The organism is Bacillus sp. PK3-037, from assembly GCF_054161355.1.
Window position 1 is genome coordinate 2,829,596 of sequence record NZ_CP096408.1, and the last position, 15,003, is coordinate 2,844,598.

Sequence of the window (15,003 nt, forward strand, 5' to 3'; positions counted from 1 at the left end):
AGGGAGGTAACCCCCTTGGAATTTCCAGTTAATTACGATCAATTTGAGCAAGTTTCACCTTTTGATGAAAGACAGCCATATTACTACCCGCGTCCGCGCCCTAGACCGCCATTTTATCCGCCTTATTATTACCCAAGACCGTTTTATCCGTTTTATCCGCGTCCGCCTTACTATTACCCGCGCCCTCCTTACTACCCTTGGTACGGATACGGCGGCGGATACGGCGGCGGATATGGAGGATACAACAGATAGCAGGCGGTGTTTACCGAAAATGGGGGCAGTCCAGCTCCCCTTTTTTTGTATAAAAATTTGACAACATCATGACAAATACAGGAAATCATTGTGATCTGGCTGGCCTCTTGGTACGATAACAAAAGCATGCAGTTTTAGGGGAGGCGTCTATTTTTGGAGAATTCAAGAGTTTCTGCTCCGATTTCTGAAACAAAATACATAAAAGCCTCGAACCGGGTTTCCGTTTACGATTTTATAAAGCTTGCAAAACCTGGCATTATCATATCAAACTCGATAGCAGCCTTCGGCGGATTTTGGATCGCATTTGTGAGCTCAGAAAAACCATTAACAGGACTCGCTTTTTTTATGACAATGATAACGGCAATGATTGGAACCGCGTTCGTCATGGCCTCCGGCACTGTCTACAACAACTATTTTGATCGGCATATGGATGCAAAAATGGAGCGCACCCGCAGCCGGGCCTCAGTCACAGGAAAAATGCCGCCGGCTTTGATCTTAACGTATGGCTCTGTTTTAGGAATAGCAGGTCTTGCCATGCTGTATTCCCTCAACCCTTTAACTGCAATTCTCGGACTGGCCGCCTTTATTTTTTATGCCATCATCTATACAGTATGGGTGAAACGGGCCTCGGTTTGGAGCACATTTGTCGGGAGCTTTCCGGGAGCTGCGCCGCCATTGATGGGGTATTGTGCCGTAACCCGAGACATCAGTATAACTGCAGTGCTATTGTATGCGATTATGTTTCTGTGGCAGCCCCCGCATTTTTGGGCGATTGGGATAAGACGCAAAGAGGAATATCGGGCGGCTGGTGTCCCGCTCTTGCCTGTTGTAAAAGGAAATCATGTAACGAAAGTAAAAATGATTCAATATATTGCGGTCCTGGTGCCGATTACGCTATTATTTCCTTTTTCTCTCGGCACCGGCCATATAAGCCCATTTTATTCTTTTACTGCCTTGGTTCTCGGAGGTATATGGATCAAAAAAAGCATGCAAGGATTCAAAACAGACGATGACGTAAAGTGGGCAAAGGATATGTTTGTCTACTCACTCATTTATTTTTGCTTGCTGTTTTTTGTCATGATGATTGATTCATTTGTAATGTTATTAATCTGATAATTTTATGCAAAAAGAGCCACACATTAATGTGACTCTTTTTTGTTTGGAAAAACAGTCTCTAATAGAAATGTCAGGATAATAAACACAGCCGCGCAAATCAAAAATCGGACGATTTCAGTCAAAATCCAGCTATGAGCAATACTCATATCATCGGTTTCCTGGAGGACTGCACATATTGAAAAAATAGTGAATATGTATTTTAGGATTTCTTTGTTCATGAATATCATCACTTTCTGGATATGATCACCAATATCCAAAATAACACATAGCTGAGAGCGGCAAAAGCCGAAAGAGCAAAAAAGTACAGGCCCAGGCTGAACTAACACTCCAATGAAATACATACTGGCTCTCCATTCTAAAATATGAATATATCCGAAAATATAGAAAATATTGTCCAACCGTCTACATTATGGTAATATATGATTTACTTTTCTCATGTTCATTGATTTGGAGGCGTACGATGAAAGGGATTGTTTTAGTTGTTCAGCTGGGATTTTCATTCATGGTTTTTCTGTTTTTAACCGCTGTCAATTTGTATCAAGGAAACGAGTTTGTTTCAGATCAATTCGATTGGAATTACACAGCCACATTTTCAAAGCTCCTTAACGGCATTGACACCATCACCAGCCCCAAACAAATTTCACAGCTGGACTTTTTCATATACTCTGCGAAACACTATCCGGCATGAGTATACTAATGATCTGTTCATTTTTATATGTGTTATTATTACTTTTGCTGATTCGCGATTGCCACACGGCTCGGTAAAGAATATGTCATTTCCACATGCCCCATTGAAATACCATAAAAGGAGCACTGTTATGATTCCCCCTCTTTTTTCTTTAATCGCCAGTTCATCTAGAGGATATGACAAGACGTAGCTCGCTCCGCGTACTTGATTTCTAAGCATTCCACGATTAAGTGCGCGATTTACATCTTCTCTATATTCGTATGGTCAATCAGAACTGCGTTTATATGATCCGAACTTGAATGTCCTTGCCTCATTGGTTATTTTCGGTTTCGCCTTTTGTTTTTCCATCTTTCGGAACTTTTCTCTCGCTCTTTCGTATAACCTTACAGGAGGTATCACATGATGAAAGAGTATGAATTCGTTAGAGTCGAACTTAGTACCATGAGAAGAAGACCCAAAGAAGACTACCAACAAATCATTCGTGACTATGCTCAAAGAGGATGGAAGTTTATTCAGATTTTCGCCCCTAGTATAGACGGGTATGGAGCAGCTGCTTATTTTGAAATGATATTTGAAAGAGATGTGGAAGATGCTTAGTCTTTATGGCTAAGCATTTTTACCATTGAGTAACTTATATTTATAAATGACAAATCATAAAAAGCTTACAATTAGTAAGCTTTTTTGGCCCTTCATGACAAAGAAAGACTCTAGTTTTTTCAATCGTGTTTCAAACTTCGCTTTCGTTTTCGCTCCATAAAGTCCATGCATATGCTTAATCATTAACTTTCCCGGTATACACATAGATCACCTGTCTTAGAAATTCAGCTAATCCCTCACCATGTTGATCGTAATATCGTTTAAAGCGCTCATCTGATACATACATCTCCCCTAGACCTGCGTGAGCTTCTTTGCTGTAGTCGCTCCAATGATAAAGAAGCCATTTTTTGTGCAATTCCGCCGCTTTCAAGGCATCTTCACTTTTTGGATCTCCTTCTTCAAATGCTTTTTTAAGTTTTTCAAACATTTCTTTTTCTGTAGCGGTCAGCTCTTCATATTGCTCCTTTGTCATATTCAACACTTTTTGGTTAGTTTCTTCCACCGCTTTTTCTCCATACTTTTGACGTATTTCCGCTCCGTATTTCCTCTCGTTTTCTTCCACAAGCTCTTTTTTAAATCCTATAAATTTCTCTTCATCTCTCATCTTTTCGTTTCTCTCCTCTGCATGAATTGTTTTCTCTACATTTTGTATAAGGCTATCAATCCGGGCTCTTTCTTCTAGAAGCTCTGCATGATGATCCTTTAATGCTTTATGACGATTAAAAGATGGGGAAAAGATTAATTTTTTTATCTCCTCTAATTGGAAACCTAACTCTCGATAAAATAAAATGTGCTGTAATTCGTTGATTTCTTTTTCCCCATAAATTCGGTATCCTGATGAATTAATCCGTGCTGGCTTTAAAAGGTTAATCTCATCATAATACCTAAGCGTTCTTGTGCTGACTCCCGCTAATTTGGCTAACTTCTGAACGGTATATTCCATTTCTTCTCCCTCCTTATACATTAACCGTACACTTTGACGTAACGTGAATGTCAAAGCTTTTTTAAAAAAAGATCTCCTTGAATGTTTCAAGGAGATGATTTATCTGCAACTTGTCATATACCGAAACTTATTTGATATCTCTATTAAGAAGTTCTTTTAAAAGTTGATTGAACTCCTCCTGCTGTTTTATATTTTTGCGAAGGAAGTCTGCTACTTCTTTGTTCTCACCGCCAACCTTATGCATATTCCTGTTAGCCGCAAATATCTTTTCATAATAAAGAGCATGCACCACTTCTGCTCCCCCTTTACTCCTTATCATCCGTTTATTTAGACCCAGACAGTTATTCTTACCATTTGAAATCATACTGATTTCTTTATCGTTTTTTTCTGTTATCAAGTTCCTGAATTTTTCTGATACGTTATAGAGAGAGAAAATAATGAATATGCATTGTGACAAACTTGTTATAGAGGAAACAATTAATTCTCGATTCATGGTAAATGAACATAAAAAGAATCACATGTATGGATATCAAATAGAAGAGAGGCTAAAGAGATGGTTCTCCTTGAAACAGATCGGTTACTATTAAAAACGATTGATGTTAACCTTCTAGACGCTGCATCTAAACTGGATCATCAGGCTATTATAGACCTGGGTTATAAAACAAATGGCGAATGGCCAAACTCCGATTTTTTTGAAGCAATTCCTTATTTCCGCGAGATTTTAATCAAAAATAAAGGAACAAGAGGATTTGATTCATGGATCATTTTAAAGAAGGATGATTATGAAATTGTCGGAGGAACTGGGTTTTTAGGCGACCCTGATACGGATGGCATGGTTGAAATCGGTTTTGCAACAAATAAAAGTCACCGCCGTAAAGGTTATTGTTTTGAGGCTGCTCAAAAGTTAATAAACTGGGCATTAAGCAAAGAGAATGTTAACTGTATTGCGGCAAGATGTGAACATGGCAATATGGGATCACAACATATTTTGAAGAAGTTAGGGTTTAAACTGGACCGTGAAGAAAAAGGCTTTATCCATTGGAGATACGCTAAAGTGTAAAAACATATACTTTACTTATAAGAAAGCAGGCTCTATGCCTGCTTTTTCAAGCTATTTTCCTCTATGCTTTTTTTTAGCTTTTTGCTTTCTGATGACATACTTTTGTTCTTTTATTTTTTCTCTTTGTTCTTTCGTTATTTGTTTTTTCTTTTGCTTCTTCGCTTCCAACTCTTGTTTCATCGCATCCTGTGCCTTTAAGGATGCTCCGGCACGTTTCAATTCCTTCGAAACCTGACGTTGCAATCTTTTCGGATTTATCTTTTTCTGATCTTGGGCTTTTACACTAACTCCTTCCTGCTCAGACTGGGACAGAGTCTTTAAGAGTTGTCTATTAACAAAATCTAATACTTCAGAATCTTCGGCTCTTTTCCAAACAAATGCTGAGAGGCCTTTAGTTTTCCGTTTTTCACAACCTCAATAACTCCTACCCAAAACTGACCATTGTAGTAAATCGTTAATTTCATAACGATTCCCCCCTCTTTTAAATGATGAAAGAATGATGGACATCCCGAGGAGGGGAAGGTTACTGACATAATAAAAATGCATTCGGACTACCAACCGAATTGTGTTTTTTCATTCTCCCGCATAAATTTTATCAATTTTTCCCTTTAGAGAAAAGATATTGAGAGCATACTTCAAGAATAAGTCATGCATCAGCTTGAACCTTTTTTTCTCTATTCAAAATCAAAATCAAGGAATCCAAAGAAGACTGAAAAAATTAAATAGAATTGCATTCTCTTCTTTCAATAGAATAATTTCCTTTTGTTTCGCAAAAACCGGCAGCTGTCAGGCGTTCACATAAACCATGGATGCTATTATTTGCATGCCCCTTTATGAAAGCAACCTCTGCCGAACCAGTTTCATCTTTGTACTGAAAACGGAACTAACTCATGTTCATTCGAGTCAGCTCCGCTTGATTATCAGTCCAAGTTTTGGTCGATGGTTCCCTCAAAATAGTCATCACTGACTTGTTCATGCGTTTCAGCTAAACCCTGTTCCAATTGTGTGGTTCCTTTGTAATCTGACGGTTCAAAATATCTTCCTGCGACATCCATATTTTCATTTGCTTCTTCTTTGTTATTGGTTTGTTCGTTCTTGCCTAATGTCTCTGACTTAGGATCGCCATTTTGATTAAAATCAAAGTCCTTGTCGATTTCAGAAAATCTTTTATAATCATCAGGTCTGTCTGCTCCATTTTTTTGAGTCACATCATCCACTCCCATTCCTTATCAATCAATATGACAGGCCAAAAACAATTGGCCCAGATCTTGATATTAGGCTTTCATTGAAACAAAACTTATTTGGTCCTCTTTGAACCTGTGCCATGTTTTTTAGGGTCATCTGCTTTGAATGCTGTTTCAGACTCATGATCATTTCTTATTTGTTCAATACTTGAATTTTGAATCCCTTTTTTAGTCATGCTTTCACCTCTTTTCTGAAAACATTGGAATATCAACTTCACCCTTATTCTGTCTTTTGTGCAGGCATTCATTCACCCCTTTTGACCAATAACAAAAAAACTCTTAAGAGGGACCATTCGTCATGAGTACTAGTTCTGTATCTGCCAAAGCATAATTTATAATTTCAGTCAACACAATAAGTTTAAAGAATGTAATATGACAGAAACTGTTCCGTTTACTGTAAGAAAAACACTCTTATTTAGAGGATCAGCCAGCATGAAAACAAGTCTAGAATGATGTATTAAGCCTAATTGCTGATGTGACTGCCGTTGGATCGGATACATTCATGTCTAGTGAATCTGGTTTTTTTCATTGAATCGGAAAAGCAGATTAGATTGAAATAAGCCCTTCTCTCTGAGAAGGGCTTATTAATGGTAATAACATTTACACAATCGGTTCATACCTTAAACCGCGCCATATTAATGAAAGCGGCGGGTGTATACGCAAAGGGTGCAGCCGGTTTCTTTACACTCGCTGCTTATTTGATTACGAAATCACCGTATTCTGCTGAATGGATATTGATCGGTCCGTTCAGATTGTAGTTGTCCGACTTGGCGACAGAGCGAAGCACGTCCACACGGGCAACCGATTCTCTCCACTCATCACCGGTGTCCGGATCTACTGGATTCATCAGGTCGTCATAGCGCACGTCCAGAAATTTATGTAACCATTTCTTCTCATCTATTCCGTCTTTAGGTGAGCCGCCTGCCTTTTTGTTCGTGCGTTTGATCAAGGCATAAAAAGAGTCAGGGTCATCACCATCGCCATGCTGAATAACTGTATCGTACATCACAGCTCTTGCCAATGCCGTTTTCAATCCGGCATTCTCTGATCGTTTCATGGCAGGCTGATAATACAAGCGGTCATTTACCGCATCTTGAGCGGCGCGGAAATCTTTATCATTTCCAAGCGAACGCCAGGCAGAAGCAAATCCCTTGAGGTTGCTTATGTCATCGCTTTCTTCTTCGGCCAGACGGCGCAATTCAGGCAGATACTTTTTCAGTTTGTTATTCGGTACTGCCTTTGTGTATACTTCAACTACTTCCAATGCATCCCCGGTAGCCGTTGTAAAGCCTGCCCGTCCGCATGTATAGCCTCTTCCATCACCCAAGGGTTCCACATATCCGTATTGGATTTCCGTCGTGCCGTTTTCAAAGATACTGGTCAGCTGTTCCGCCCGGCGCTTCTGATCCTTGTTCAGTCCGGCCGCAAAAACCGTATCACTCATCATCAGGGTAAAAAACATGGTGAAAATAAATGATGAAATCGCTGCCTTCTTCCAGAAACCTGCTTTTTTCTCCAAACTGATTTTCATTCTATTACCCCTTTCTACATATTGTAATTACGGACTCAGTATACATGAAGGGGCTGCCCTTTTCTTGAAAAGACATTGATTTGTCAATATTTTGAATCTTAATTACTATTCTTAATAGATTGCGGCTTGAACCTCTTCTTATCCTCTCTTTTAAAAGACAGACATCATTTCATCCCAGAGAGATTCTTGAGAAAAGGCTTTCCGACAAGGACTTCTCTTATTATCATTCGTTCGATTTTTAAAAGTAATCATTGCCAATCAGCTCTCGTAGAAACTGTAACTACTAGGAATTCATGTAAATCAAAAAAAGAATCCTTCTTTGTAAGGACTCTTCCCAATACCAAGATGTTTTTATTTAAACCATGCTTTCTTTAAATTGCTGGTAAAGTTATTATCATTAACAGGAACATTTGCTTTACCGAAATCTGTTGTATGTAATGCATTCCTTGCGGCAGGAGTTAAATCATCCCATCCGATTAACGGTTGAGCTCCGCCTACTACATTATCGCTCATAAGCAATTCATGGTTCAGGGGCCAAGTGCTGTCATATGCAATCAAAGGATGATGATCTCTCATGTTGCTTCCACTTGGTGCTGCATTTGTGAATTTTCCGTGTCCGGAATATGCAATGGACAAAACTGCAAATAATATTGATTTCAAAAACGTTTCACAAACACACAATAAGCCCCATCCACTAAGGACAGAGCTTTTTGTCATTAGAGCCTTTCAAGCACATTTTTCGTCTGTAGCACCGCCAGCAGAAAGCATGGAAAAGAGTTATAAAACTTCTCTGCACGAAGAGTCGGTTCTTCTGCAAACAATGATGATGTGCTGTTTCCTTACTCATCTTTTTTATCTTTATCGGCATCTTCATTATCCTCAACCGGATCTTCGGGATCAGTCTCATTATCTTTTTCATCATCTTTATTGATCGTATCGTCCTCATCAACACCCGGCGCATTGTTACCGTTATTATCCTGTTCGTTCTCCTCAACATCTGGAGTATCGTTATCTTGATCATTATTATTTTGATCATTATTACAGCCCATTAATATAAAAGTGGATAGACATAACGCAGTTATTATTTGCAACCATTTTTTACTCATTTCCACCCTCCTCTCTTCTTTTTAATCCATATAAGTTTGTCCATTAAGTTCACTTTGATTCGTTCCATTCTAAATGTCTTCTTGATCAGCATATTAATTCAATCCTTTGCGAAAACTATAAACAAAGGTGGTTAAGAAGAAAGAAAGAAAGAAAGAAAGAAAAATAAATAACTATTCAAAATGCAGTTAAACAATTAATGTAAGATCATTCATGCCGATATCCTGCAGCACAAAATTGTCTAAGGTTGAGTTATTCCTCCCTCTTTGGTGAAGTGAAGTTGTGCTCTATCTTGAATATGTAGTTACCTTATGAGTTCTTCAGGCTATAAAAAACACCCCAATCGCTAAACTCATTGTCTAACAATTGGGGCGCAATTTACGATTCATTTATAATCTTAGGATTTGCTCCATATTGATTCTCTATTGTTTCACTATCTTGGCAGTTAAAGATCAGCATCATAATAGGACCGACCACCGGAATAAAGCCTATAAATATCCACCAGCCACTTTTGCCGATATCATGCAATCTGCGGATACTGAGAGCAAGCGACGGAAGAAAAACAGCTAACTGATAAAGAAAGATCAGAATATATGCCAGTAATCCCCCGCCATATCCAATTACATATCCTACTTGAGAACTGGCATATCCTTCTGCCGCCAATGGTCCTGATGTAAATAATCCAACTAGTATTAATGATAGCAGTAATAACATAAAACAAATGATGCCATTAAAGAGATGAAACATCCAATATTCCTTTCGCCGAGCTCTCCCTTCAAAATTAACATAGTTCTTTAAGCCATTCCAATACCATTTCATACAGTTTCCTCCGTTACCAACAATGTAAATTACTGAAAAACATATCCATTATATCATAAAAATGATTAAAAATAGGGAGGGCTATAAAACTAGTCAATGGCAAAAAGACCTCAATATCAAAGAACTTGCTATACAAAAAATAAATGCAGTTGTAAAACAAAAATGGACAAGCTGATTGTCCTCGCTCCTTTAGTTCCATTCTTAGTCAACTGACAACAAAACAGGAATTAACGAAATACGCCAACATACACTTTGTATGAATGTAAACGAAGGAGTGGTTACGTTGTATCATTACTTTTATGTTCCTGTGTTAATTCCTCACTTAACACCTGCTCATCACACGCAAAGAAATCAAGACTTATCAGAAAGACAGCGAAGAAGAGAAATCACATTGAATGTAGATGGCTTTATACCGCCATCTTCCACCGAGGATCTCGGAGACGGCTTTTATTCTTACGCATGGACTAACCAACAGGTCATAGATCCCGGCGAATACCTTGTTTGTTATCTTGAAGGAAGAGGTATTAAGGTAATCAATGGCGGGTTTACTCCACGTGATTATGCTCCAATGTATGCAATAGGCAGTTTTCCTAGGCGAAGAAACCAGTGGGTGATTACGATTCATAATCCTCTTCAAACCCAAAGAGCCATATCACTTTATCTCATTGCGAAAAGGTAACACAAAACAAAAACGGCAGGAACGGCTTTATCAGCGTTTCCTGCCGTTTTTTCGTGTATGATTCCGCCTGGGTTCGAACCAGCGGCCTCTACCTTGTCAAGGTAGGGACTAAATGCCGATACGAACTGACGTTTTATTTTAAAAACCTTTTTTTATAGGGTTTTCTGACAAGAATTTCTGATAAAAAAACCTTTTGTTTTGACTAAAAAGTTTGTCCCCTATTCGTCCCCATCTGTTCCCAAATGGCATTACAACATACTTCGTCTATTCACTGTGACCGACTCCTTTCACCTAACTTATATTTGGTTATCAGAAACAGCCCTATTAATAAATTATTAGTGAATGTGGCCATACCATATCATATAAACTTCATATATTAATATTGATTAAAATAATAGGAGGGCTTAAATTGGGTTATTATAAAAAATATAAAGAAGAGTATTACACTTGGAAAAAAACTTATTACAAAAAGTATTACGACCACGATAAGAAGCATTATGATTGTGACAAAAAGTATCATGACTGCGATAAAAAGCATTATGATTGCGACAAAAAGTATTATGATTTTGATCATGACAAGAAGTATTATGATGATGATCACGATTATCATTACGATAAAAAGTATTATGATGACGATGATCATTATTATGATTATGTCAAATCGTACAAAAAACATCACTAAATCTCTTAAACATTTATAAAAGTTTCTGCTTTATATCAAGTGATGAGAAAATAGAAAAGCTCCCTATTGTGTGGGAGCTTTTCTTAGAAAATTGAGATTTTATGTTCCAAATTAAACACCGCTGAACTTCTCAATGATTTTGACCCTAAAAAGAGACAGGCTCAATGAATTTCTAAGCCAAAAAATCAAGTTTGCCCTTTTATTTCAAAGCCTATTGAATTGTACATCTGATGACTTCTGAATGAAAATGATGATTGTTGGCAGAATTGGACAACATTCCGCCAACACTTTACTACTTAATTACAGGTGGTTGATTCTTAGCCATTGAATGTCTCTTTTTTAAGGAACCTATTACTCATTCACATTGCTTTTCATTAACCATTCTACTTCCGTTAATTCTTGTTTTTGAACGTCTTTTGTGTGTTTTTTCGTGAAATGTTCTTTAACAGCTTCTTCGTTTTCCCAAATCTCCCAAAGCATTATTTTGCGTTCCGATGGTTCAAGCGGATAAGCATGGAATTGAATACACCCTTCTTCATTGTTTGTTTCTTCCTCAAGTTTTTTGAATTCCTTCATTATTTCATTAAGGTCTTTATCACTGATGATTTTTAAGCATGCCGTTATGTAATGCACCGAAATTCCTCCTCACATCATTTTATGACTTTTCATTATAACATTTTCTTGAAAAATGCAGATGTCATTTATAAATCATTAAACGACATCGATAGCCTTTTAGACCCTTTTCCTATAAATTCTAAAGCAAGCTAAAGGGTCCATATCAGAAGATATGGTCCTTATTTATGTTTATTCTGACCTTTTTGCAATCTAAATAGATGTAATTTTCAAAAAATAATTCTATTAGAGGGTGTCTATAGTGGTATAATATTAAATATATGTAAAGAAAAGGAGGTATTCGATTGTCTGTTTCGGATTTAATCCCCTATCATTATGTAACTACAGACATTAATCATTGGTATGTTGTCATAAAGCAGGGTCGAGTTGAGAAAGCAAAAGAAATGAAAAGAAAAGTTGAAAAAGAATTCGATATGATGGAGAAAAATGAAAAGGTTGCAGTCTTCAGCTATTAAAGCTGCGGCATGAAATAATGCTGTCGTATCTTGAACCTGACTCTGTTAAAAATATAGATGGTATTTATTCTGATCTTAAAAAGACAAGGGAGAATATGGCTCCTGAATCCCTTACGAATACAATAGAGTTCTATTATCATTTTTTTACCGGTATGTATCATTTCAGAACAAGAGACTTAGTTATTGCCTTAACATATTATCGCGAAGCCGAAAAATATCTTGATTTATTAGATAAAAACGCAAATACAGATAAGGCCGAGTTCTATTTTAAAGTATCAGAGGTCTATTACTATATGAAAGAGACTCATTTCTCAATGAATTATGCTCAGCGAGCATATTCTATATTTAAAGAGCAAAAAGATGCTCAGGGTAACCTTACATATGGCAAAGAAATGGTCCAATGTCAGTTTGTTATCTTTGGGAACTGGCTGGATAAAATGTGTTATGAGGATGCTTTAGAAACAGCTGAAAAAGCCTTACATGATGCTAAAAAAATAGGGGAGCAACATTTAATTGGTTCAGCTCATTTTAACGTGGGATTATGTTATAATAACCTTGAAGAACTTGACAATGCTGAAAAACATTTTCAAATTGCCTATGAAATTCATAAGGATCGAAAACACATGTATGAGTCCAAAGCGATTTTTAATCTGGCATATGTCAAAGCAAAGAAAAATGATTTAGAGACTGCATTAGAATTATACCAGGAAGGTCAGAAGGTTGCTGCCCGACACAACAACCAGGAAGTAACCGAGAAATTAAAACTGGTTAAAGGTCTTTATTTATCATTCGACTTACAAACACTTAGAGAAGTGTTCAAGTTCTTCGAAGAGAAAAACCTTTACGGTGATATGGAAGAATACGCTGTTGCTGTTGCTGATTTTTTGACCAACAAAGAAGACAGACATGATGCGGTCGATTTTTATCAAATGGCAATTGAAGCACGCAAACAAATTCAAAGGGGGAAGCATTTAAATGAAAAAATGTAAAATTGCAATTTGTTTAGCGCTCTTGCTTGGCGTTGTTGGAGTATCTAGCGCTTCATACGCTCTTTCTGAGCAGTCCACTTATAAGGTCGCAGATAGAGCAGCAACTTAATATGAAATTAAGAAATAACCCCATTTTGGACTTTACAAATGGGGTTTTTATTTTATCTTCTCAACTCAACTTTTATTCTTGGGTTTTCATTTAAATCATATACTGCATTAATAATACCGACAACCCCTATAAAAAGTAAAAAACCCTTGCTGCGCAAGGGTTTAAGCTATGATTCCGACTGGGCTCGAACCAGCGACCTCTATCCTGTCAAGGACGAGACACGTATTCTGACTAATCTTTAACAATCCTAAATAATTGCCTAAACCCTTACCACATAAAGCTTTATACAATTTAGTTTCCTGATTGATATTTGTTGTTACTAAGTGATTTTTAAATTTTTTGTGACTCCGATGTGACTCCATGGTGACACTAAAACATAGAGACTGCTTATATATTATTGATACCTTCATTGAACGAATCATTCACTTTGATAGCAATAATATCACATTTAGATGTCTCGAAAATGAAAGTCAATTTATGACTGCTCCCGTAATGAAAACAATGCGTTTAAGGCTTTATAATCTTTTTCTTCAAAAGAAACCGTAACTCTGTCTACTATCTCAGTGTCCGATAACATAAAGGTTGTTTGGCGAAATTTAATTTCTCTGGGCCCAATTATGTTAAATATACAGGCAAGGACTTTAAAACAGTCTATATCTAACCCATTTTCCGAATGGTTTTTGACACTTACAATTATAAAACCATCGCTTTGAGTAAATCTGGCTTTTTGAGGTGACATATTATGTCGCTTACAGAATGACTTAATAGCTGCTTTGAAGTAATCTTCCGAATCCATTGGTGCCCTCCTTCTCTCCGCTTGCGATAACAAGAATACTCATCCATTTTTTAACACACTGCAACATGTCAATATGTTAGGTTAGTCCTCAAATTGAGGATTTGCTCTAAGGGTGTAAACGTTACTTACTCCCTTAGCGTCTATATACAATATATAGAGCGCCTAAGGATCGTATTTAGTTAAGAGTGTATACACTATGTATATACTCCTGTTGCAAACTAAACCAAAAAAAGGATAGACAATTTGTCCATCCCTCAGAGCTAATATCCTATGCACATGCAGCAATCATTGCTAAATCACAAACAACTCCACAAGTTACACCAGCTGGAGCATTAATCAAACCAATAACCCCACAATAGTTGATACAAGCCAATAAACCTAGCGCTCCACAGGCAAAGTTCTTTCCCCAAACACTAAAGCCATTTGTGTGGAAGTCACCCTCCTGAAAACCATCTAAATTTTTTCCGTAAATTTTAAAAGAGTTATCATTATCTTGGATCAAAACATCAAGTTCCTCAGAATCGCCGCTAAAATCTTTAGGTATTCCCAATAAGTTAAAATTAAAAAATTCTTTAGTCTTTTTGCTATAACCCAAAGTATAAATTATGGAGTCGCCTTCTTCATTTTTATAAGCCCCATAAACAAATTCTAAATCAGATTTTGTACCTTCTTTGTCAATTTGAGTGCCTTTGAATAAAAGACTCTTATCCTTTAAATCTATATCTAGAGCTATTTGCTCTACATTTTTCACCTCTTGCTCACTAAGTACTACAGTTTCTAGATTGTAAAAATTTTCAATTTCCTCGATAATTTGATCTTTGCCTCTCTCTTTCGAACAAGTTGTACATTCTGTTTTGGCAGGCGAAAGCTGCCATTAAGTACTGACGAAGGATGGGTGTATCGTTTCTGACGATGCAGGACAAGCCATAAGTAGGAGAACCCAAAGTTGGGTTTTGATCCGAACCTGTTGGGACACTTGACACAGTAGACTTGTTTGGGGAATAACCAACGGCAAATAGAGTGAACACACGGATACCACAAGTTGATATACAATCAAGTTCATCAGTCGCCTGCCTGAGTTTGTTTATTTTTTTTACAAGCAAATTCAGGCAGACAACTTGTCAGCCGTTGTCCACAGTATCAAACCAATCAAGCAAAAAATCAAAAGAAAAGTCAAGTCTAATAACAGAGAAGTTTGTGAACCTGGCAAGGTGTAACATACTAATATAAAACTATAAATATTGGGTCAGTAAAGAAGATACATAAAAAAACCCCCCTTCACATTATTGTGAGGGGGGTTATTTCG

19 protein-coding genes and 3 pseudogenes are annotated in these 15,003 nt (G+C 37.2%); 9 read left to right on the plus strand and 13 right to left on the minus strand.

Translation table 11 applies throughout. From position 1 onward, the window contains the following. Nucleotides 1-15: 15 nt before the first annotated feature. Complete coding sequence (locus M1D69_RS14495; RefSeq protein ID WP_024121014.1) at nt 16-252, plus strand: hypothetical protein; 237 nt, start codon at nt 16-18, stop codon at nt 250-252. A 153-nt stretch (nt 253-405) separates the two neighbouring features. Then, complete coding sequence (gene cyoE / locus M1D69_RS14500) at nt 406-1,365, plus strand: heme o synthase (RefSeq protein WP_458105699.1); 960 nt, start codon at nt 406-408, stop codon at nt 1,363-1,365. Between the two features lie 26 nt (nt 1,366-1,391). Here cyoE and M1D69_RS14505 read toward each other — a convergent pair whose 3' ends face one another. Beyond that, nucleotides 1,392-1,514 (minus strand): hypothetical protein, encoded by a 123-nt coding sequence (locus M1D69_RS14505; RefSeq protein WP_255238331.1) that lies wholly within the window; start codon nt 1,512-1,514, stop codon nt 1,392-1,394. A gap of 314 nt (nt 1,515-1,828) precedes the next feature. Between M1D69_RS14505 and M1D69_RS14510 the strand changes: the two are divergent. Together M1D69_RS14510 and M1D69_RS14515 are read left to right on the plus strand one after the other, a co-directional pair. Next, a pseudogene (locus tag M1D69_RS14510) lies at nt 1,829-2,133 on the plus strand (YjdJ family protein). A 325-nt stretch (nt 2,134-2,458) separates the two neighbouring features. Next, nucleotides 2,459-2,653: a DUF4177 domain-containing protein gene (locus M1D69_RS14515; RefSeq protein WP_024121010.1), complete on the plus strand. Its 195-nt coding sequence runs from the start codon at nt 2,459-2,461 to the stop codon at nt 2,651-2,653. 175 nt (nt 2,654-2,828) lie between these two features. Here M1D69_RS14515 and M1D69_RS14520 read toward each other — a convergent pair whose 3' ends face one another. Then, nucleotides 2,829-3,596: a MerR family transcriptional regulator gene (locus M1D69_RS14520; RefSeq protein ID WP_458105698.1), complete on the minus strand. Its 768-nt coding sequence runs from the start codon at nt 3,594-3,596 to the stop codon at nt 2,829-2,831. 127 nt (nt 3,597-3,723) lie between these two features. Beyond that, the gene (locus tag M1D69_RS14525) at nt 3,724-3,993 is read right to left on the minus strand and encodes a hypothetical protein (protein WP_458105697.1); all 270 of its coding nucleotides are present in this window, start codon (nt 3,991-3,993) and stop codon (nt 3,724-3,726) included. A 156-nt stretch (nt 3,994-4,149) separates the two neighbouring features. Here M1D69_RS14525 and M1D69_RS14530 point away from each other — a divergent pair, with 156 nt between their 5' ends. Then, nucleotides 4,150-4,656 carry a GNAT family N-acetyltransferase gene (locus M1D69_RS14530; RefSeq protein ID WP_458105696.1) on the plus strand — a complete coding sequence of 169 codons (507 nt, stop codon included), beginning with the start codon at nt 4,150-4,152 and terminating at the stop codon, nt 4,654-4,656. Between the two features lie 51 nt (nt 4,657-4,707). Here M1D69_RS14530 and M1D69_RS14535 read toward each other — a convergent pair. The 7 genes and pseudogenes from M1D69_RS14535 to M1D69_RS14565 form a co-directional block, all read right to left on the minus strand. Next, a pseudogene (locus M1D69_RS14535) lies at nt 4,708-5,120 on the minus strand (YjdF family protein). Between the two features lie 456 nt (nt 5,121-5,576). Next, complete coding sequence (locus M1D69_RS14540; RefSeq protein WP_024121001.1) at nt 5,577-5,864, minus strand: YozQ family protein; 288 nt, start codon at nt 5,862-5,864, stop codon at nt 5,577-5,579. Between the two features lie 89 nt (nt 5,865-5,953). Beyond that, nucleotides 5,954-6,076, minus strand: a complete 123-nt coding sequence (locus tag M1D69_RS14545; RefSeq protein ID WP_458105695.1) for a biofilm-forming protein — start codon at nt 6,074-6,076, stop codon at nt 5,954-5,956. Between the two features lie 518 nt (nt 6,077-6,594). After that, nucleotides 6,595-7,431, minus strand: a complete 837-nt coding sequence (gene csn, locus M1D69_RS14550) for a chitosanase (RefSeq protein ID WP_458105694.1) — start codon at nt 7,429-7,431, stop codon at nt 6,595-6,597. A 351-nt stretch (nt 7,432-7,782) separates the two neighbouring features. Beyond that, nucleotides 7,783-8,070, minus strand: a pseudogene (locus M1D69_RS14555) (NPP1 family protein); the annotation flags it as partial. Between the two features lie 200 nt (nt 8,071-8,270). Next, on the minus strand, nt 8,271-8,537 hold the full coding sequence (locus tag M1D69_RS14560; RefSeq protein ID WP_458105693.1) for a hypothetical protein: 267 nt from the start codon (nt 8,535-8,537) through the stop codon (nt 8,271-8,273). Nucleotides 8,538-8,913: 376 nt separating this feature from the next. Beyond that, on the minus strand, nt 8,914-9,354 hold the full coding sequence (locus tag M1D69_RS14565; RefSeq protein ID WP_458105692.1) for a DUF805 domain-containing protein: 441 nt from the start codon (nt 9,352-9,354) through the stop codon (nt 8,914-8,916). Nucleotides 9,355-9,637: 283 nt separating this feature from the next. Between M1D69_RS14565 and M1D69_RS14570 the strand changes: the two genes are divergently transcribed. Together M1D69_RS14570 and M1D69_RS14575 are read left to right on the plus strand one after the other, a co-directional pair. Next, a complete protein-coding gene (locus M1D69_RS14570; protein WP_458105691.1) occupies nt 9,638-10,033 on the plus strand; it encodes a hypothetical protein in 396 nt (131 codons plus the stop codon). Nucleotides 10,034-10,442: 409 nt separating this feature from the next. Beyond that, the gene (locus M1D69_RS14575) at nt 10,443-10,715 is read left to right on the plus strand and encodes a hypothetical protein (RefSeq protein WP_268508780.1); all 273 of its coding nucleotides are present in this window, start codon (nt 10,443-10,445) and stop codon (nt 10,713-10,715) included. A 351-nt stretch (nt 10,716-11,066) separates the two neighbouring features. On the opposite strand, the gene M1D69_RS14580 is transcribed toward M1D69_RS14575, so the two are convergent. Continuing rightward, nucleotides 11,067-11,354: a putative quinol monooxygenase gene (locus tag M1D69_RS14580; RefSeq protein ID WP_458106143.1), complete on the minus strand. Its 288-nt coding sequence runs from the start codon at nt 11,352-11,354 to the stop codon at nt 11,067-11,069. Between the two features lie 278 nt (nt 11,355-11,632). Between M1D69_RS14580 and M1D69_RS14585 the strand changes: the two genes are divergently transcribed. Both M1D69_RS14585 and M1D69_RS14590 read left to right on the plus strand, forming a co-directional pair. Next, on the plus strand, nt 11,633-11,803 hold the full coding sequence (locus M1D69_RS14585) for a response regulator aspartate phosphatase (RefSeq protein ID WP_458105690.1): 171 nt from the start codon (nt 11,633-11,635) through the stop codon (nt 11,801-11,803). Nucleotides 11,804-11,820: 17 nt separating this feature from the next. Further along, nucleotides 11,821-12,792 carry a tetratricopeptide repeat protein gene (locus M1D69_RS14590; RefSeq protein ID WP_458105689.1) on the plus strand — a complete coding sequence of 324 codons (972 nt, stop codon included), beginning with the start codon at nt 11,821-11,823 and terminating at the stop codon, nt 12,790-12,792. A 584-nt stretch (nt 12,793-13,376) separates the two neighbouring features. Here M1D69_RS14590 and M1D69_RS14595 read toward each other — a convergent pair. Both M1D69_RS14595 and M1D69_RS14600 read right to left on the minus strand, forming a co-directional pair. Then, on the minus strand, nt 13,377-13,697 hold the full coding sequence (locus tag M1D69_RS14595) for a hypothetical protein (RefSeq protein WP_199398452.1): 321 nt from the start codon (nt 13,695-13,697) through the stop codon (nt 13,377-13,379). A gap of 268 nt (nt 13,698-13,965) precedes the next feature. Then, nucleotides 13,966-14,508 carry a putative immunity/bacteriocin fusion bifunctional protein gene (locus M1D69_RS14600; RefSeq protein WP_458110434.1) on the minus strand — a complete coding sequence of 181 codons (543 nt, stop codon included), beginning with the start codon at nt 14,506-14,508 and terminating at the stop codon, nt 13,966-13,968. Between the last annotated feature and the right edge of the window lie 495 nt (nt 14,509-15,003).

What these genes read in the sequence shown, in the direction of transcription:
- csn (WP_458105694.1), bottom strand. Translation starts at nt 7,431, where the DNA reads ATGAAAATCAGTTTGGAGAAAAAAGCAGGTTTCTGGAAGAAGGCAGCG.
- M1D69_RS14545 (WP_458105695.1), bottom strand. Translation starts at nt 6,076, where the DNA reads ATGACTAAAAAAGGGATTCAAAATTCAAGTATTGAACAAATAAGAAAT.
- M1D69_RS14560 (WP_458105693.1), bottom strand. Translation starts at nt 8,537, where the DNA reads ATGAGTAAAAAATGGTTGCAAATAATAACTGCGTTATGTCTATCCACT.
- M1D69_RS14505 (WP_255238331.1), bottom strand. Translation starts at nt 1,514, where the DNA reads ATGAGTATTGCTCATAGCTGGATTTTGACTGAAATCGTCCGATTTTTG.
- M1D69_RS14520 (WP_458105698.1), bottom strand. Translation starts at nt 3,596, where the DNA reads ATGGAATATACCGTTCAGAAGTTAGCCAAATTAGCGGGAGTCAGCACA.
- M1D69_RS14590 (WP_458105689.1), top strand. Translation starts at nt 11,821, where the DNA reads ATGCTGTCGTATCTTGAACCTGACTCTGTTAAAAATATAGATGGTATT.
- M1D69_RS14595 (WP_199398452.1), bottom strand. Translation starts at nt 13,697, where the DNA reads ATGGATTCGGAAGATTACTTCAAAGCAGCTATTAAGTCATTCTGTAAG.
- M1D69_RS14515 (WP_024121010.1), top strand. Translation starts at nt 2,459, where the DNA reads ATGAAAGAGTATGAATTCGTTAGAGTCGAACTTAGTACCATGAGAAGA.
- M1D69_RS14530 (WP_458105696.1), top strand. Translation starts at nt 4,150, where the DNA reads ATGGTTCTCCTTGAAACAGATCGGTTACTATTAAAAACGATTGATGTT.
- M1D69_RS14565 (WP_458105692.1), bottom strand. Translation starts at nt 9,354, where the DNA reads ATGAAATGGTATTGGAATGGCTTAAAGAACTATGTTAATTTTGAAGGG.